This is a genomic window from Nocardioides dubius (assembly GCF_039528155.1).
Classification (GTDB): domain Bacteria; phylum Actinomycetota; class Actinomycetes; order Propionibacteriales; family Nocardioidaceae; genus Nocardioides; species Nocardioides dubius.
Map to the genome: position 1 here is coordinate 211,631 of NZ_BAAALG010000003.1, position 16,804 is coordinate 228,434.

Genomic DNA, 16,804 nt, shown 5'->3' on the forward strand with positions numbered 1-16,804 from the left:
GCGCGGCGCCCGCCGGGCGGCGATCCGCGCGGCGCTCGACGAGGCGGCGGCCGGCGACATCGTCGTGGTCGCCGGCAAGGGACACGAGACAGGACAGGAGATCGACGGCGTGGTCCACCCCTTCGACGACCGTGAGGTCGTGGTGCAGGAGGCGAGCCGATGATCCCGCTCAGCCTGGCCGAGATCGCCGAGGCGGTCGAGGGGACCGTGGTCGGCGACCCGGAGACGGTGGTGGACGCCCCGGCCGTGGTGGACTCGCGACTCGCCACGCCCGGGTCGCTGTTCGTGGCGGTGGTCGGCGAGCACGTGGACGGTCACGCCTTCGCCGACGCGGCTGCCGCGAACGGAGCGGTGGCGGTGCTCGGTACGCACGCCACCGGCCTGCCCACCGTGCTGGTCACCGACCCGATCGCGGCGCTGGGACGGTTGGCCCGCTACGTGCGCGACCGGCTCCCGGAGCTGACCGTGATCGCGATGACCGGCTCCCAGGGCAAGACCGGCACCAAGGACTACCTGGCCCAGATCCTGGCAGCGGTCGGCCCCACGGTGGCGACCGCCGGCAACTTCAACAACGAGCTGGGCGTTCCGCTGACCGTGTTGCGCGCCGATGCGGGTACTCGGTTCCTGGTGGTGGAGATGGGTGCGCGGGGGATCGGGCACATCGCCGAGCTCTGTGCGATCGCGCGCCCCGAGATCGGCGCCGTGCTCAACGTGGGCTCCGCGCACGCCAGCGAGTTCGGCTCGGTGGAGGTGACCGCCCGGGCCAAGGGCGAGCTGCTCTCCGCCCTGCCCGCGGACGGCGCCGCGGTGATCAACACCGGCGATGCCCGGACCCGGGTCGGCCTCAGCGGCGCCTCGGTCGGCCGGGTGCTCGGCTTCGGCGCAACACCCGAGCACGACCCGCTGCTCGACGGCGTGCTCAGCTGGGCAGAGGTCAGCTACGACGAGCTCGGCCGCCCGCGCACCCGGCTGAGCGATGGCACCCTGGCCGCCGAGCTGGTGCTGCGCCAGATCGGCAGCCACCAGATCAGCAACGCCGCGGCCGCCGCGGCCCTGGCGCTGGCGGCCGGCCTGGACTTCGCCGAGACCGTGGTCGCGCTGAACCGGGCCGACCGGCTGTCGCGGTGGCGGATGGAGCTGCACGAGCGTGCCGACGGTCTGGTCGTCGTCAATGACGCGTACAACGCGAACCCGGAGTCGATGACCCAGGCGCTGCGGACCCTGCAGGAGATCGGCGCGCGCAGCGGTCGCCGCACGATCGCCGTCCTGGGGGAGATGAAGGAGCTCGGTGCCGAGAGCGCCGCCCTGCACCAGCAGGTCGGCGCCACCGCGGCGACCGCCGGCCTCGACGTCGTCGTCGTGATCGGCGAGGGCGCCGCCCCGATCGCCGAGGGCGCGGCGAGAATCACATCCTGGGCTGGTTCGGTCGTGTCCGTCGCCGACCGGGCCGAGGCTCTGGCATGGTTGCGCGAGAAGACCGGCGCCCGCGACGTGGTGCTGGTCAAGGCGTCCAGGTCGGCTGGGCTGGAGATCGTGGCCGAAGGCCTGGCGAAGGAGGAGTCCAGATGATTGCGGTCCTGCTTGGCGTTGGGGTGTCGCTCATCCTGTCGCTGCTGGGCACGCGCTACGCGATCCGGGTGCTGTCGTCGAAGGGCTACGGTCAGGAGATCCGCGAGGACGGCCCGACCACCCATCACACCAAGCGCGGCACGCCCACCATGGGTGGCATCGTGATGATCGGCTCCACGGTGGTCGCCTACGCGATCGCCAAGCTGGTCACCCAGCAGGCCCCTAGCGCCTCCGCGCTCCTGCTCCTGTTCCTCTTCGTGGGCATGGGCACCGTCGGCTTCCTCGACGACTTCATCAAGATCTACAAGCAGCGCAACCTCGGTCTGCGCAGCAAGGCCAAGATGATCGGCCAGACGGTGATCGCGCTGACCTTCGGTGCGCTCGCCCTCTCGCCGTGGCTCGAGGACGAGCGCGGCCAGACGCCGGCGTCGCGGCACCTCTCCTTCCTGCGCGACTACGACCAGTGGACGCTGCCGGTGGTCGTGGTGCTGTTGCTGATCTGGCTCTTCGTGACCGGCTTCAGCAACGCCGTCAACCTCACCGACGGGCTCGACGGCCTCGCCGCGGGTGCCTCGATGATGGTCTTCGGCGCCTACACCCTGGTCAACATCTGGCAGGCCAACCAGTGGTGCGGCCAGGAGAACATCTCCTACGGCCAGTGCTACGAGGTGCGCGATCCGCTCGACCTCGCGGTGGTCGCGGCGGCCCTGACCGGTGCCTGCTTCGGCTTCCTGTGGTGGAACGCCTCGCCGGCCCAGATCTTCATGGGCGACACCGGCTCGCTCTCGCTGGGCGGCGCGATGGCGGGCTTCGCCATCCTCAGCCGCACCGAGCTGCTGCTGGCGGTGCTCGGCGGCCTCTTCGTGATCGTCACCCTCTCGGTGATGATCCAGGTGGGCTTCTTCAAGGCGTCCACGCACAGCGGTGCGGTCCGCAAGCTCTTCCGGGTGGAGAAGGGGCACCGGGTCTTCCGGATGGCCCCGATCCACCACCACTTCGAGATGCTCGGCTGGGAGCAGGTCACCGTGGTGATCCGGTTCTGGATCATCACCGGCCTCTTCGTCGGCGCGGGCATGGGAATCTTCTACGCAGAATGGGTGGCAGGCACCTGATGGATCCGCAGAGCCTCGGTCGGCGCGATCAGTGGGACGGCGTCCGCGCGGTGGTGGCGGGGTTCGGTGTGTCGGGTGCTGCGGCAGCCGACAACCTGCTCTTCCTCGGCGCGCAGGTGACGGCGCTCGACGAGCGTGCCGACGTCGACATCGAGCGCGCCGGACTCCTGGAGACGCTCGGTGCCACCATCCGGCTCGGCGAGGGCAGCACCGCCGTGCTGCCCGAGGACGTCGACGTGGTGGTCACCTCGCCCGGCTGGCGCCCGGACGCGCCGCTGCTGGCGCAGGCCGCCGCCCGCGGGATCCCGATCTGGGGCGAGGTCGAGTTGGCCTGGCGCCTGCGCGACCCCGAGACCGCAGCCCCCTGGCTCGCGATCACCGGCACCAACGGCAAGACCACGACCGTGCAGATGCTCAACGCGATGCTGGTGGCTGACGGAAAGCGCAGCCTGGCGGTGGGCAACGTCGGCACGCCGATCGTCGAGGCCGTGATGGACCCGACGCCGTTCGACGCGCTCGCCGTCGAGCTCTCCAGCTTCCAGCTGCACTGGACCTCCTCGATGCGGGCCGAGTCCGCAGCGGTGCTGAACCTGGCCGAGGACCACCTCGACTGGTACACCGGGGCGGACCCGATGCTGGCCTACGGGCAGGACAAGGCGCGGATCTACCACCAGGTCGAGCGTGCCTGCGTCTACAACGTCAACGACCCGCAGACCGAGCAGATGGTGCTCGACGCCGACGTCCAGGAGGGCGCCCGGGCGATCGGCTTCACCCTCGGCATGCCCGGCGTCGGCATGCTCGGCGTGGTCGAGGACATCCTGGTCGACCGCGCCTTCATCGAGGAGCGGGCCACCAGCGCTGCCGAGCTGTGCACCATCTCCGACCTCGCCTCGCCAGCACCGCACTTCGTGGCCAACGCCCTGGCGGCGGCCGCCCTGGCCCGTGCCCACGGCGTCGGCCATGCCGCGATCCGCGACGCGCTGATCGCCTTCAAGCCCGACGGTCACCGGATCGCACTGGTCGCCGAGCGCGACGGCGTGCGCTGGGTGGACGACTCCAAGGCGACGAACCCACACGCCGCGCGCTCCTCGCTGGCCGCCTACGACTCCGTCGTCTGGATCGCCGGGGGCCTCGCCAAGGGCGCCCACTTCGACGAGCTGGTCTCCGCGATGCGGGACCGGATGCGGGGCGCGGTGCTGATCGGCGCGGACCGTGCGCTGATCGCCGAGGCGCTTTCGCGACACGCTCCCGATGTGCCCGTCATCGTCCTCGACGACGGCGACACTGGAGCCGACAGCATCATGGATCGCGCCGTCGCGGCGGCCGCCGACCTGGCTCGCGCCGGGGACACGGTTCTGCTCGCGCCGGGCTGCGCCTCCATGGACCAGTTCGCCAACTACGGCGAGCGGGGCGACAGGTTCGCCGAAGCGGTGCGCCGACTCGGTGACTGAGCAGAGAGGGCGGGGCGTGGCGAGTACGACGTCGCAGCGGCCAGCCTCGACGTCGCGGTTCTCGACCCCGGCGTGGCTCCAGTCCCTGCGTGCCACGCTCGATCGACCGCTGACCGCGTACTACATGCTGCTCGGCGCCTCCGCGCTGCTGCTGACCATCGGCATGATCATGGTGCTGTCGGCCTCCAGCGTGCACGCCTACAGCAAGTACGGTGATTCCTACATGGTGGTCAAGCGCCAGTTGATGTGGGTGGGCATCGGCCTGCCGCTGGCGTTCGTCGCCGCGCGGATGCCGCAAAAGGTGCTGCGCGCGCTGACCTGGCCCGGGCTGCTGGTGGCGATGGTGCTGCTCGCCCTCACCCAGACCCCGCTCGGCGTCTCGGTCAATGGCAACACGAACTGGCTGGCCCTGGGCCCGATCCAGATCCAGCCCTCCGAGGTGGCCAAGCTCGCCGTGGTGCTCTGGGCTGCGCACGTCTTCGCGCTCAAGGAGCGCCGTCTCAATGACTGGCGTGAGCTCCTGGTGCCGGTCGTCCCGGGCATCTTGGCGGTGGCCCTGCTGGTGGTCTGGCAGAACGACCTCGGCACCGCACTGGTGATGTTCGCGATCCTGCTCGCGATGCTGTGGGCGGTCGGCGTCCCGCTGCGGATCTTCGCCTTCGCCTTCACCATCGTCGGCGTCGGGCTCTTCTACCTGGCCGCCACCAACAGCGAGCGACGCGAGCGGCTGTTCAACTTCGTGGACCCGTTCAAGGAGTACCACGACGCCGGGTGGCAGCCTGCCCACGGCCTCTACGCCCTCTCCAGCGGCGGGATCTTCGGCCAGGGGATCGGCGCCTCGCAGCAGAAGTGGGGCACCCTGCCCGAGGCCCATACCGACTTCATCTTCGCGGTGCTCGGCGAAGAGCTCGGCCTGGTGGGCACGCTGCTCGTCCTGGCGCTCTTCCTGACCATCGCCTACGCCGCGATCCGGATCGCCACCCACACCCGCGACCCGTTCGTGCGCTACGCCTCCTTCGGGATCACGGTCTGGCTGATCGGCCAGATGGTGATCAACGTCGGGATGGTGCTCGCGGTGCTGCCGGTCATCGGCATCCCGCTACCGTTGGTCTCCTACGGCGGCTCGGCGCTGTTGCCCTCCCTGGTCGCACTCGGCATCCTGATCGGCTTCGCCCGGCGGGAGCCGGAGGCGGCCAAGGCGCTCGCCGCCCGTCGCCGCGGCCGCTCGGCCGGGCTGTCTGCTCACACGTCACGACGAGGTTCCTAGATTGCGTGTTCTGCTCGCCGGCGGTGGTACCGCCGGTCACACCTCTCCCTTGCTCGCCACGGCCGACGCGCTGCGCCGGCTCGCGCCGGGCATCGAGATCACCTGCCTGGGCACCCGGGAGGGCCTTGAGGCGCGGCTGATCCCGGAAGCCGGGCTGCCCTTGGAGTTCGTGCCGCGGGTGCCGCTGCCGCGTCGTCCCAGCGCCGAGCTGTTGCGCACCCCGGGCAAGCTCCGCGCGGCGCGTGCCGCGGGCCTGGAGATCGTCGACCGGGTGCGCCCGGACGTGGTGGTCGGCTTCGGCGGCTACGTCTCGGTGCCCGCCTACCTCGCGGCCCGCAAGCGCGGCGTTCCGATCGTGGTGCACGAGGGCAACGCCCTGCCGGGCATCGCCAATCGCCTCGGTGCCCGGTTCACCACGCAGGTGGCGACCTCGTTCCCGCACACCGACCTGCGCCACGCCACCTACACCGGACTGCCGATCCGCCGGATGATCGCTACCCTCGACCGGGCAGCACTGCGTGCCGAGGCACGCGCGAGCTTCGGTCTCGACGCCGAGCGGCCCACGCTTCTCGTGACGGGCGGCTCCCAGGGGGCAGGCCGGATCAACGAGGCAGTGTCCGGTGCCGCTCGCTCGCTCGGCGAGGCGGGGATCCAGGTGCTGCACGTGATCGGCCCCAAGAACACCCTGGAGGTCGCCGCCGGCGCGGCGCCGTACGTGGTGCGCAACTACGTGGACCGGATGGACCTGGCCTACGCGGCCGCCGACGCCGTGCTCTGCCGCTCGGGCTCGAACACCGTCACCGAGGTCTCCGGCGTCGGCCTCCCGGCGATCTACGTACCGCTGCCGATCGGCAACGGCGAGCAGGCGCGCAACGCCCAGCCGGTGATCGACGCCGGCGGCGGCCTGATGGTCGCCGACGGCGAGCTGACCAGCACCTGGGTGGAGGCGAACGTCGCCCCGCTGCTCAGCGACCCCGCGCGATTGACCGCGATGGGTGCGGCCGCGGCCGACGTGATCCCCTTGGACGCCGACGAGAAGCTGGCCCGGATGATCCTGGAGGCGGCCCGATGAGGATTCCGGTTCCGGAGGTGATGCTGCCGGCCGATGAGCTCGGCCGGGTGCACTTCATCGGCATCGGCGGCGCCGGGCTCTCCGCGATCGCGCGGATCATGCTGGCGCGCGGGATCGCCGTCAGCGGTAGCGATGGGGCGTCGTCCGCCACGCTGGAGGCGCTCGCCGACCTGGGCGCGCGGGTGCATGTGGGGCACGCCGCCGATCAGGTGCGCGACGCAGACACGGTGGTCGTCTCCACGGCGATCGCCGAGACGAACCCCGAGGTCGTCGAGGCCCAGCGCCAGGGTCTGCGGCTGCTGCCGCGCTCGGCGGCGCTGGCGTCGGTGATGGCCGGGCTGCGCACGGTGGCGGTCGCCGGCACCCACGGCAAGACCACCACCACCTCCTTGCTCACCGTCGCGTTGCAGGCGGCCGGTGCCGACCCCACCTATGCGATCGGCGGCGAGCTGACCAGCACCGGTGTCAACGCGGCCGTCGGTGCGGGCGAGCTCTTCGTGGCCGAGGCCGACGAGAGCGACGGCGCGTTCCTGCACTACCAGCCCTACGCGGCGATCGTCACCAACGTCGACGCCGACCACCTCGACCAGTGGGGCACCGAGGAGGCGTACCAGCAGGCGTTCGCCGACTTCGTCGCCACTCTCGACCCCGACGGATTCCTCGTCGCCTGCGCCGACGACCCGGGCAGCGCCCGGCTCGCCGCGCACGCCCGCGGCACCGGACGGCGCGTCGTGGTCTACGGCATCGCGGACGACGCGGCTGCCGAGTCGGCGCTCGACCTCGCGGCGCGCGACGTGCGCCACGACGGCATGCGGACCCGCTTCACGTTGCGCCGCGACGGCGCCGACCTGGCCGAGGTCGAGCTGCGGATCCCCGGACGGCACTATGTGCTCAATGCCCTGGCCGTGCTGGCCACCGGGCACGAGCTCGGTCTCGACCTGGACGCGCTGATCGCCGGGCTGGGGGAGTTCACCGGCACCCGCCGCCGGATGGAGGCGAAGGGCACGGTGGCCGGCGTCCGGGTGTACGACAGCTACGCGCACCACCCGAGCGAGATCCGGGGCGACCTGCAGGCCGCGCGCGAGGTCGCCGGCGAGGGACGCCTGGTGGTGGCCTTCCAGCCCCACCTGGTCTCGCGCACCCGGATCTTCGGCGAGCAGATGGGCCGTGAGCTCGGTGCCGCTGACGAGGTGGTGGTCTGCGAGATCTACCTGGCCCGCGAGGCCGCCGACCCCGCCGTCAGCGGCCGCCTGGTCGCCGATGCCGTGCCGTTGCCCGCCGAGGCGGTCGGCTTCGCGCCGGATCTGGACGCGGCAGCGCGTGAGCTCGCCGCCCGGGCCCGGCCGGGCGATCTCGTGGTGACGCTCGGTGCGGGCGACATCACCACCGTCGGTCCTCGGGTGCTGGAGCTGCTGGCCTCCGATGCCTGACTGGTTGCGCCGGCACCGTGAGGTCGACGAGGCCGAGCAGACCCGTCGGCGGTTCGCCCGTCGGCAGTGGACCCGGCGCTGGCAGCTGGGCCGGGTCCTGGCCGCGGCCCTCGCGCTGCTGCTCGTGGTCGGCGTCGGGATCTGGCTGGTCGCCTACTCCAGCGTGCTGGGCGTCAAGGAGGTCGAGGTCCAGGGCACCGAGCTGCTCTCCGCCGAGCAGGTGCGGGCCGAGGTCCAGGTAGCCGACGGCGAGCCGCTGGCGCGGGTCGACATCGACGCGGTCGCGGCCCGGATCGAGGAGCTGCCCGCGGTGCGCAGCGTCGACGTCTCGCGCAAGTGGCCGAACTCGCTGCTGGTGCAGGTGACCGAGCGCGCGGTGGTGGCGGTGATCCAGGTCGGGGCGAAGTACCGCGGCATGGACGAGACCGGAACGATCTTCCGCAACTTCGCCCGGATCCCGAAGGGCGTGCCGCTGATCAAGGCCTCCGGCGAGCTCTCGGCGGAGGTGCGCGCCGAAGGTGCCTCGGTGGTGGGCGCGATGCCCGCCTCGGTCGCCCGCCGGGTGGAGTACGTCGAGCTGCGCACCGTCGACCAGATCAACCTGGTCCTGCGCGACGGCCGGAACGTCGTGTGGGGGAGTGCCGAGGAGTCCGCCACCAAGGGCAAGGTCCTCGAGGTCCTCCTCGCCGAGGACGGCACCACCCTCGACGTCAGCGTCCCCGGGAACCCGACCGTCAAGTAGCCCCCTCCGGATAGTCCCTGACGTTTTCGTGGTCGACACGCCGTGAAAACCACGAAAACGTCAGGGACTATCCCGAAGTCGGCGTGTCGCGTCGGGTTTCTGCACAGGCTCTGCCTAGTGTCTTCGTCATCGAGAGGTTGACATAACTATAACCCTTCAGTTGAGGGTTAGGGTTCACGGTTTGATCGCTCGGTCTTCCCCACCGCGGAGAGTGCCCTACAGGGACGCCGCATCAGTACGGATCAGCACATGGACAAGACCCGCATCCCGACCGGGAGCCGGGTGACACCGATCAGGAGAGGCACGCACCGCCGTGGCAGCAGCACAGAACTACCTGGCCATCATCAAGGTCGTGGGTATCGGTGGGGGTGGCGTCAACGCCGTCAACCGGATGATCGAGGTCGGACTCAAGGGTGTCGAGTTCATCGCGATCAACACCGATGCGCAGGCCCTGCTCATGAGCGACGCCGACGTCAAGCTCGACATCGGCCGTGAGCTCACCCGTGGACTCGGTGCCGGCGCCAACCCCGACGTGGGTGCCAAGGCTGCCGAGGACCACGCCGACGAGATCGAAGAGGTCCTCAAGGGCGCCGACATGGTGTTCGTGACCGCTGGCGAGGGCGGTGGCACCGGTACCGGTGGTGCTCCCGTGGTCGCTCGGATCGCCCGCTCGCTGGGTGCGCTGACCATCGGTGTGGTCACCCGCCCGTTCGCCTTCGAGGGTCGCCGCCGCGCGAACTCGGCCGAAGAGGGCATCGCGCAGCTGCGCGAAGAGGTCGACACCCTGATCGTCATCCCCAATGACCGGCTGCTCTCGATCAGCGACCGCAACGTCTCGATGCTCGACGCCTTCAAGCAGGCCGACCAGGTGCTGCTGCAGGGTGTCTCCGGCATCACCGACCTGATCACCACCCCGGGCCTGATCAACCTCGACTTCGCGGACGTGAAGTCCGTGATGTCCAACGCCGGCTCGGCGCTGATGGGCATCGGCTCGGCGCGCGGTGAGGACCGCTCGGTGGCCGCCGCCGAGATGGCCGTCTCCTCGCCCCTGCTCGAGGCGAGCATCGACGGCGCGCACGGCGTCCTGCTCTCCATCGCCGGTGGCTCGGACCTCGGTCTCTTCGAGATCAACGAGGCCGCAGCCCTGGTCGCCGAGTCGGTGCACCCCGAGGCCAACATCATCTTCGGTGCCACCATCGACGACGCCCTCGGCGACGAGGTGCGGGTCACCGTGATCGCGGCCGGCTTCGACGGCGGCATGCCGAAGCGTCGTGACGAGGGCACCGTGCTGCGCCGCCAGGCCGCCCCGCAGCAGACCCAGGCCGAGACCCGGGCGGCGGCTCAGACGATCGCCACCCAGCGTGCCCCCGAGCCGGCTCCGGTGGCTCCGGCCCAGCCGCAGCAGGCCCCGCAGGCGCAGCGTCCCCAGGCGCCGGCGACCCCGGCCCCGGCCGCGCCGCGCCAGCAGCCCCGTCAGGTGCAGTTCGACGACGACGACCTCGACGTCCCGGACTTCTTGAAGTAAGGCCGGCTTGTACGCCTACCGCGACCGCCTGGACCCCGTTGAGCTCGGTTTCACCGACCGGCTCGGCGGGGTCAGCGGCGCGCCCTGGGCATCGCTGAACCTCGCCCTCGACGGCGGTGACGCCCCGGCCGCGGTGGCCGAGAACTGGCGACTGCTGGTCGCCGACTTCGCCCCGGGGGCCCGCCTGGCCGACATGCACCAGGTGCACGGCAACGCCGTCGCGGTCATCGCGGACGACGACGCACCCCGACCCACCAGCGACGCGCTGGTCACGGCGACGCCCGGTGTGGTCCTGGCGGTCCGCGCCGCGGACTGCGTGCCGATCCTGCTCGCCGACCCGGTGGCCGGGGTGATCGGTGCCGCGCACGCCGGGCGCAACGGCGTGGCCTCCGGTGTCGCGTCGGCAGCGGCCACCGCGATGCGTGAGCTCGGGGCCACCGAGATCACCGCCTGGATCGGGCCGCACGTGTGCGGCGCCTGCTACGAGGTGCCCCAGGAGATGCACGACTCCTTCGTCGCGCAGATCCCGGCGGCGGCCGCCCGGACCTCCTGGGGCACGCCCGCGCTGGATCTCGGCACCGCGGTGGCCGACCAGCTGCGCGGCGCCGGCGTCGCCGTGGTCGACGCGGCGCGGTGCACCCGTGAGTCCGCGGACCTGTACTCCTTCCGGCGCGACGGCGAGCACGCCGGGCGCCATGCCGGGGTGATCACGCTCGCCCCCGCGACCCGACCGAGCAACGGACGCCATGATGAGTAGACGCAGCGAGCTGGCCGCAGGCCTGGCCGCCGTGCAGGAGCGGGTGGCCGCGGCGGCGCGGTCCGCCGGCCGTGACCCCGACGAGATCACGCTGACCGTGGTCACCAAGTTCTTCCCGGCCTCCGACGTGCGGCTGCTGGCCGACCTCGGCGTCCGCGACGTCGGCGAGAACCGGCACCAGGAGGCGATGGCCAAGGCTGCCGAGTGTGCCGACCTGGAGCTGCGCTGGCACTACATCGGCGGGCTGCAGTCCAACAAGGCCGCGGCGGTGGCCGGCTATGCCGACGTCGTCGAGTCCGTGGACCGGGCGCGCCTGGTCCCCGGCCTCTCCCGGGGGGCCGCCGAGCGCGGACGCGACCTGGACTGCCTGGTCCAGGTGTCGCTGGACCCGCCCGAGCAGCGCGAGGGCCGCTCGGGGGTCCACCCCGACGAGCTGCTCGCCCTGGCCGCGGCGGTGGCCGACGCCGAGGGACTGGTGCTCCGCGGCCTGATGGCGGTCGCGCCGCTCGGTGCGGATCCGGAGCAGGCCTTCGACGACCTGGCCCGGCTCGCCGAGCGGCTGCGCGCCGATCACCCCGACGCCGGCGTGCTCTCGGCCGGCATGAGCAACGACCTCGAGGCCGCCGTCGCGCGTGGCGCGACACACGTCCGGATTGGCCGTGCGGTGCTCGGAGAGCGGCCATGAACCCAGTAGTGTCCAACACATCACGAGCGCCAGCGGTTGGCGCGCTACCCCGGAGGAAAGACTCATGAGCGGCGCGATGCGCAAGATCGGTGAGTACCTCGGCCTGGTCGAGGAGAGCGACCGTTACCTCGACGAGGATCACGACGAGTACGCAGACGAGCCGGCCCGTGAGGTTCGCGAGGAGCGCCGCCCCGCGCCGGTAGCAAGCATTTCCGAGCGGCGTCGTCCGCAGCCCATGGAGGTGGCACCCGCCGTGGCAGAGCTCTCCCGGATCATCACCCTGCACCCGCGCACCTACAACGAGGCGCGCACGGTGGGGGAGAACTACCGTGACGGCGTTCCGGTGATCATGAACCTGAGCGAGATGGAGGACGCCGACGCCAAGCGCCTGGTCGACTTCGCCGCCGGCCTGATCTTCGCCACCCGTGGCTCGATCGAGCGGGTCACCGCCAAGGTGTTCCTGCTCTCGCCCCAGAACGTCTCGGTGACCGCTGAGGACAAGCAGCGGATCGCCGAGGGCGGCTTCTTCAACCAGAGCTGATTCGCTGGTGGAAACTGTTGGCTTGCTGATCCACGTCGTCCTGTGGGTCTTCATCGCACTGCTCTGGGTGCGCTTCGTCTTCGACTGGGTGCAGGTCTTCGCCCGCACCTGGACGCCGTCCGGGCCGCTGCTCGTGCTACTGGAGGCGGTCTACTCGATCACCGACCCTCCGATCAAGGCCCTGCGACGCGTGATCCCGCCCCTGCGGCTGGGAAACTTCGCGCTCGACCTGAGCTTCCTGATCGTGATGGTGGGGGCCTACTTGCTGTTGAGCCTCAACAGCATGATTCTGTTGTCCTGACAGCCTTTCGGAGTCTTACTGGCTCCAGGCCGATGCCTGGTGTAGACCATCAGGCGCTATTGTTCGACCAAGTATCTGACCATCGACTACAACGAATTGGGTGAGGTCATGCCGCTGACACCTGAGGACGTGAGCAACAAGCGCTTTACTCCCGTCCGGCTCCGTGAGGGCTATGACATGGGTGAGGTGGACCAGTTCCTCGACGAGGTGGAGGCAGAGCTGGCTCGTCTCACCAAGGAGAACGAAGACCTGCGGGCCAAGCTGGCTGCTGCCCAGTCGGGCGCCCCGGCCCCGGTCGCTGCCCCTGTCGCCGCTCCGGTCGTTCCGGAGCCGGTCCGCGAGCCCGAGCCGGTGCCCGCCCCTGTGCCGACCCCCGCCCCGGTGGCTGCTGCCCCCGAGAGCGTGCCGGGTCAGATCCCGACCATCCGGGTCGAGACGGTCGCCGAGGCGTCGAACGCAGCCGCCCGTCTGCTGGAGATCGCGACCCGCAACGCCGACGAGCTCGTCGAGGACGCGAAGAACCAGGCCGACAAGATCGTCGGTGAGGCACGCACCAAGGCCGAGCGCCTGGAGGCTGAGTCCAAGGTCAAGGCCGACCGCCTTGAGGCCGACGCCCGCACCCGCTCGCAGATGCTCGACTCCGAGACCAGCGAGCGCCGCGAGCAGATGTTCGGCGACCTGGAGAAGGAGCGCGACAAGCTCAACGCGGACGTCGAGAACCTGCGCTCCTTCGAGCGTGAGTACCGCTCGCGTCTGAAGAGCTACTTCACCGAGCAGCTCGCTTCGCTGAACGCCACCCCTGAGGTCGGCGCCGGCGACGGCTCGCCTGCCGCCCCCAAGCGGCTTCGCTCGATCCTCGGCGAGGACGAGAGCTGAGCGGTTCTCCCGGAGAGCTCATGAAGGAGCGGTCGGCCCCACGGGGCCGGCCGCTCCTTTGTCCTTCGTCGCGCGTGGCGGATTGTGGCGATGCGAGCGAGGGGCTAGGGTCCGTGCCACTCGTATGTGGCTGATGCCACATGGCTAGGCCACAAGGAGGCCGGGTTCCATGGCGCGTAGCAGTAGGAAGTCCCTTGCCGAGACCGCAGCAGCTGCCGCGAAGCGGGTGATGACGCGCGGCAAGCCCGCCGCGGCCAAGAAGGCCACCTCTGCTGCGAAGACCGCCACGAGTGCGACCAACGGGGTCGCGAAGAAGAGCACGGCCGCCAAGAAGGCGGCGCCCGCGGCGAAGAAGGCGGCTGCGACGAAGGCGGCGCCGGCCGCGAAGAAGGCGGCCGCGAAGAAGAGCCCTCCCGCAGCCAAGAAGGCGACGCCCACCAAGAAGGCCACGGCGAAGAAGAGTGCTCCCGCCGCTGAGGCGCCGGCGAAGGGCGCTCCCGCAGCCAAGAAGGCCGCACCCGCGGCAAAGAAGACCGCGGCAAAGAAGACCGCAGCCACGAAGACGGCGTCCGCCAAGAAGACGACGGCGAAGAAGGCCGCACCCGCCGCCAAGACCGCGGCGAAGAACGCCGCAGCCACGAAGACCACGTCCGCCAAGAAGGCGACGCCCGCGAAGAAGGTGGCGGCGAAGAAGAGTGCTCCGCCCGCCAAGAAGGTCGCGCCCGCCAAGACGGCGCCGGCGAAGAAGGCCCCCGCCGCCAAGAAGAGTGCGGCGAGCACGCGTGGGAATGCCGCGAAGCGGGTACCTGCCAGCCAGGCCGCCCCCGCGACGAGGGCGGCCTCAGCCACCACTGCGGCAGCACCGAGCACGAAGAAGGCAGCACCCACCGGGAAGAAGGCGGCAGCGAACGGCGTTGCCACCAAGACCGCGGTCGCCACGAAGGCAACACCCCCGCCTGCTCGGTCCGCGGCTCCCACCAAGAAGGCAGCACCGGCCAAGAAAGCAGCGCCCGTGACGAACGCTTCCCCCGCCCCGCAGGCAGCACCCGCCGCGAAGGCGGCCCCTGCCAAGAAGACAGCGGCCAAGAAGGCGGCCCCCGGCAGTCTCGCCGTCCGCGAGGACGAGAGCGCCTGGACCGCCGCCGAGCTCGACGAGGTGATGGCCGAGCTCCAGGCCCACAGCGATCGGCTCCAGCGGGAGCTGCACGACCAGCAGGAGGAGCTCGCCGGCCTGTTGCGTGACGCCGGCGACGGCGCGGGCCAGGACCAGGCCGACATGGGCGCCACCAGCTTCGAGCGCGACCACGAGCTCACGCTGGTCAACAACGCCCGCGAGATGCTGCTGCAGACCGAGCGCGCGATGGCCCGGATCCACGACGGCACCTACGGCGTCTGCGAGGAGTGTGGCAAGCCGATCGGCAAGATGCGGTTGATGGCTTTCCCGCGTGCGACACTGTGCCTGTCATGCAAGCAGCGCGAGGAGCGTCGCTGAGCCCCAGCGAGCCGAACCCAGAGTCCCTGTCTCCCGACGACGCCAGCAGGTCGCGGTCGAGGCGCAACCGTTGCCTTGCCCTGTTCTGGGCATTGGCCGTCTGCCTGATCGCCATCGACCAGTGGGTCAAGGAGCTCTCCATCGAGAAGCTCTCCGGCGAGGGCCGGGTCGAGCTGCTGGGCGACTGGTTCGGCCTCCAGCTGGTCCGCAACCCCGGCGCCGCCTTCTCCATGGGCACCAGCTTCACCGAGGTGCTCTCCGTGGTCGCCACGATCGCCGCGGTGGTGGTGATCTGGCTGTCGTTCAAGGTGCGCAGCACGATGTGGGCCGTCGGCCTCGGCTTCCTGCTGGCCGGTGTCGTCGGAAACCTGATCGACCGGCCCACCCGTGAGCCGGGCTTCGGTCGCGGCCACGTGATCGACATGTTCGCCTTCCCGAACTTCCCGATCTTCAACGTGGCCGACATCTGCATCAACGTCGCGGCCGCGATCATCATCATCCAGGCCTTGCGTGGCATCCGACTCGACGGAACCCGTGAGGAGAGCGATGACTGAGCAGCGCGTGGTGCTGGTTCCCGACGGCCTGGCCGGGGAGCGGGTGGACGCCGCGATGGCTCGGATGTTCGGGCTCTCCCGGACCCGCGCCGCGGACCTGATCGCGGCCGGCCAGGTGAGCCTGGACGGTCGCAGCGTCGGCAAGTCCGACCGGGTCAGCCCCGGCGAGATGCTCGACGTCACGATCCCGGCCGAGCGGGACCCGCTCGAGGTGGTCCCCGAGGTCGTCGATGGGATCAAGATCATCCACGACGACGAGTCGATCGTGGTGATCGACAAGCCGGTCGGCGTCGCGGTGCACCCGTCGATGGGCTGGACCGGCCCGACCGTCGTCGGCCACCTGGCCGGGGCCGGCTTCCGGATCGCCACCAGCGGCGCCTCCGAGCGCCAGGGCATCGTCCAGCGCCTCGACGTCGGCACCTCGGGCGTGATGGTGATCTGCAAGTCCGAGTACGCCTACTCCCGGCTCAAGAACGCGTTCCGCAACCGGACCGTCGACAAGACCTACCACGCGCTGGTCCAGGGACACCCCGATCCGCTGGTCGGCACGATCGACGCGCCCATCGGGCGGCACCCCAAGTCGGACTGGAAGTTCGCGGTGATGGCCGACGGCAAGCACTCGGTCACCCACTACGAGCTGCTCGAGGCGCACCGCTTCGCCAGCCTGATGGAGATCCACCTGGAGACCGGCCGCACCCACCAGATCCGGGTGCACATGTCGGCGATCAAGCACCCCTGCGTAGGCGACCTGACCTACGGCGCCGACCCGGTGCTGGCCAAGCGGGTGGGCCTGGAGCGGCAGTGGCTGCACGCCGTCCGCCTCGGCTTCGAGCACCCCGACTCCGGCGACTACGTGACCTACGAGTCGACCTACCCGGACGACCTGGCGAGCGCGCTCGACATCATCCGCGACGCGCACTGATGCAGTTGCGCGCGGCCGTCGCCGACGACCTGGCGGCGATCGCGGCGCTCTTCCTCCGGGCTCGCCGGGCGGCGTACGGACAGATGCCGGCGCTGGCCCACGACGACGCCGACGTCCGGACCTGGGTGGCGTGCTGGGACCTGTCCCGGCTCACCGTCTGGGTGGCCGAGAGCACCGAGCAGGACGCGCCCGAGCTGCTCGGCTTCGTGGCCTTCACCGAGACCTGGCTCGACCATCTCTACGTGACGCCGTCAGCCCAGGGCGGCGGTGTCGGGGGCGCCCTGCTGGAGCTGGTCAAGGCGCTGCGACCGGCCGGCTTCTCGCTGTGGGTCTTCGCCGCGAACACCTCCGCGCGGGGCTTCTACGCCGCGCACGGGCTGGTGGAGCGCGAGCACACCGACGGCTCGGAGAACGAGGAAGGTGAGCCAGACCTCCGGATGGAGTGGTCCGGGGAGTGCCGTTCGGCGGTTCTGTCGGAGCCGTGACGTAGTCTGGCGTCTCGCTTCAG

18 protein-coding genes are annotated in these 16,804 nt (G+C 70.8%); 17 read left to right on the forward strand and 1 reads right to left on the reverse strand.

Features of this window, described 5'->3' with window-relative positions; genetic code table 11:
- Positions 1–159 precede the first annotated feature (159 nt).
- The 13 genes from ABD151_RS05240 (at position 160) to ABD151_RS05300 (ending at position 13,328) form a co-directional block, all read left to right on the forward strand.
- Positions 160–1,569 carry a UDP-N-acetylmuramoyl-tripeptide--D-alanyl-D-alanine ligase gene (locus ABD151_RS05240; RefSeq protein ID WP_343992027.1) on the forward strand — a complete coding sequence of 470 codons (1,410 nt, stop codon included), beginning with the start codon at positions 160–162 and terminating at the stop codon, positions 1,567–1,569.
- Positions 1,566–2,681, forward strand: coding sequence for a phospho-N-acetylmuramoyl-pentapeptide-transferase (gene mraY, locus ABD151_RS05245; RefSeq protein ID WP_343992029.1), 1,116 nt, complete (start codon positions 1,566–1,568; stop codon positions 2,679–2,681). The genes ABD151_RS05240 and mraY overlap by 4 nt, the downstream gene beginning before the upstream one ends.
- Entirely contained in the window at positions 2,681–4,132 is a 1,452-nt protein-coding gene (gene murD / locus ABD151_RS05250) for a UDP-N-acetylmuramoyl-L-alanine--D-glutamate ligase (RefSeq protein WP_343992031.1), read from the forward strand. The genes mraY and murD overlap by 1 nt, the downstream gene beginning before the upstream one ends.
- Before the next feature lie 16 nt (positions 4,133–4,148).
- Positions 4,149–5,399 carry a putative lipid II flippase FtsW gene (gene ftsW, locus ABD151_RS05255; RefSeq protein ID WP_343992033.1) on the forward strand — a complete coding sequence of 417 codons (1,251 nt, stop codon included), beginning with the start codon at positions 4,149–4,151 and terminating at the stop codon, positions 5,397–5,399.
- 1 nt (position 5,400) lies between these two features.
- On the forward strand, positions 5,401–6,471 hold the full coding sequence (murG, locus tag ABD151_RS05260) for an undecaprenyldiphospho-muramoylpentapeptide beta-N-acetylglucosaminyltransferase (RefSeq protein WP_343992035.1): 1,071 nt from the start codon (positions 5,401–5,403) through the stop codon (positions 6,469–6,471).
- Positions 6,468–7,901, forward strand: a complete 1,434-nt coding sequence (murC, locus tag ABD151_RS05265; protein ID WP_343992037.1) for a UDP-N-acetylmuramate--L-alanine ligase — start codon at positions 6,468–6,470, stop codon at positions 7,899–7,901. Before murG ends, murC begins: the two co-directional genes overlap by 4 nt.
- Complete coding sequence (locus tag ABD151_RS05270; protein ID WP_343992039.1) at positions 7,894–8,643, forward strand: cell division protein FtsQ/DivIB; 750 nt, start codon at positions 7,894–7,896, stop codon at positions 8,641–8,643. The genes murC and ABD151_RS05270 overlap by 8 nt, the downstream gene beginning before the upstream one ends.
- Before the next feature lie 313 nt (positions 8,644–8,956).
- Positions 8,957–10,168 (forward strand): cell division protein FtsZ, encoded by a 1,212-nt coding sequence (gene ftsZ / locus ABD151_RS05275; RefSeq protein ID WP_343992041.1) that lies wholly within the window; start codon positions 8,957–8,959, stop codon positions 10,166–10,168.
- 7 nt (positions 10,169–10,175) lie between these two features.
- The gene (pgeF, locus tag ABD151_RS05280; protein ID WP_343992043.1) at positions 10,176–10,925 is read left to right on the forward strand and encodes a peptidoglycan editing factor PgeF; all 750 of its coding nucleotides are present in this window, start codon (positions 10,176–10,178) and stop codon (positions 10,923–10,925) included.
- Positions 10,918–11,610: a YggS family pyridoxal phosphate-dependent enzyme gene (locus tag ABD151_RS05285; protein ID WP_343992045.1), complete on the forward strand. Its 693-nt coding sequence runs from the start codon at positions 10,918–10,920 to the stop codon at positions 11,608–11,610. The genes pgeF and ABD151_RS05285 overlap by 8 nt, the downstream gene beginning before the upstream one ends.
- Positions 11,611–11,674: 64 nt before the next feature.
- Positions 11,675–12,151, forward strand: coding sequence for a cell division protein SepF (locus tag ABD151_RS05290; protein ID WP_343992047.1), 477 nt, complete (start codon positions 11,675–11,677; stop codon positions 12,149–12,151).
- Between the two features lie 7 nt (positions 12,152–12,158).
- The gene (locus ABD151_RS05295) at positions 12,159–12,452 is read left to right on the forward strand and encodes a YggT family protein (RefSeq protein ID WP_343992049.1); all 294 of its coding nucleotides are present in this window, start codon (positions 12,159–12,161) and stop codon (positions 12,450–12,452) included.
- 108 nt (positions 12,453–12,560) lie between these two features.
- Positions 12,561–13,328, forward strand: coding sequence for a DivIVA domain-containing protein (locus ABD151_RS05300; protein ID WP_343992051.1), 768 nt, complete (start codon positions 12,561–12,563; stop codon positions 13,326–13,328).
- Positions 13,329–13,472: 144 nt separating this feature from the next.
- Here ABD151_RS05300 and ABD151_RS05305 read toward each other — a convergent pair whose 3' ends face one another.
- Positions 13,473–14,267 carry a hypothetical protein gene (locus tag ABD151_RS05305; protein ID WP_343992053.1) on the reverse strand — a complete coding sequence of 265 codons (795 nt, stop codon included), beginning with the start codon at positions 14,265–14,267 and terminating at the stop codon, positions 13,473–13,475.
- Positions 14,268–14,340: 73 nt separating this feature from the next.
- Here ABD151_RS05305 and ABD151_RS05310 point away from each other — a divergent pair, with 73 nt between their 5' ends.
- The 4 genes from ABD151_RS05310 to ABD151_RS05325 are packed head-to-tail and all read left to right on the forward strand — an operon-like array spanning position 14,341 to position 16,781.
- Positions 14,341–14,820 (forward strand): TraR/DksA family transcriptional regulator, encoded by a 480-nt coding sequence (locus tag ABD151_RS05310; protein WP_343992055.1) that lies wholly within the window; start codon positions 14,341–14,343, stop codon positions 14,818–14,820.
- Entirely contained in the window at positions 14,793–15,374 is a 582-nt protein-coding gene (gene lspA, locus ABD151_RS05315) for a signal peptidase II (protein ID WP_343992057.1), read from the forward strand. The genes ABD151_RS05310 and lspA overlap by 28 nt, the downstream gene beginning before the upstream one ends.
- Positions 15,367–16,296 (forward strand): RluA family pseudouridine synthase, encoded by a 930-nt coding sequence (locus ABD151_RS05320; protein WP_343992058.1) that lies wholly within the window; start codon positions 15,367–15,369, stop codon positions 16,294–16,296. Before lspA ends, ABD151_RS05320 begins: the two co-directional genes overlap by 8 nt.
- Positions 16,296–16,781 carry a GNAT family N-acetyltransferase gene (locus ABD151_RS05325; RefSeq protein WP_343992060.1) on the forward strand — a complete coding sequence of 162 codons (486 nt, stop codon included), beginning with the start codon at positions 16,296–16,298 and terminating at the stop codon, positions 16,779–16,781. Before ABD151_RS05320 ends, ABD151_RS05325 begins: the two co-directional genes overlap by 1 nt.
- Positions 16,782–16,804 lie beyond the last annotated feature (23 nt).

What these genes read in the sequence shown, in the direction of transcription:
- ABD151_RS05270 (WP_343992039.1), top strand. Translation starts at nt 7,894, where the DNA reads ATGCCTGACTGGTTGCGCCGGCACCGTGAGGTCGACGAGGCCGAGCAG.
- ABD151_RS05300 (WP_343992051.1), top strand. Translation starts at nt 12,561, where the DNA reads ATGCCGCTGACACCTGAGGACGTGAGCAACAAGCGCTTTACTCCCGTC.
- ABD151_RS05285 (WP_343992045.1), top strand. Translation starts at nt 10,918, where the DNA reads ATGAGTAGACGCAGCGAGCTGGCCGCAGGCCTGGCCGCCGTGCAGGAG.
- murD (WP_343992031.1), top strand. Translation starts at nt 2,681, where the DNA reads ATGGATCCGCAGAGCCTCGGTCGGCGCGATCAGTGGGACGGCGTCCGC.
- mraY (WP_343992029.1), top strand. Translation starts at nt 1,566, where the DNA reads ATGATTGCGGTCCTGCTTGGCGTTGGGGTGTCGCTCATCCTGTCGCTG.
- ABD151_RS05290 (WP_343992047.1), top strand. Translation starts at nt 11,675, where the DNA reads ATGAGCGGCGCGATGCGCAAGATCGGTGAGTACCTCGGCCTGGTCGAG.
- ABD151_RS05325 (WP_343992060.1), top strand. Translation starts at nt 16,296, where the DNA reads ATGCAGTTGCGCGCGGCCGTCGCCGACGACCTGGCGGCGATCGCGGCG.
- ABD151_RS05240 (WP_343992027.1), top strand. Translation starts at nt 160, where the DNA reads ATGATCCCGCTCAGCCTGGCCGAGATCGCCGAGGCGGTCGAGGGGACC.
- murC (WP_343992037.1), top strand. Translation starts at nt 6,468, where the DNA reads ATGAGGATTCCGGTTCCGGAGGTGATGCTGCCGGCCGATGAGCTCGGC.
- ABD151_RS05320 (WP_343992058.1), top strand. Translation starts at nt 15,367, where the DNA reads ATGACTGAGCAGCGCGTGGTGCTGGTTCCCGACGGCCTGGCCGGGGAG.
- lspA (WP_343992057.1), top strand. Translation starts at nt 14,793, where the DNA reads ATGCAAGCAGCGCGAGGAGCGTCGCTGAGCCCCAGCGAGCCGAACCCA.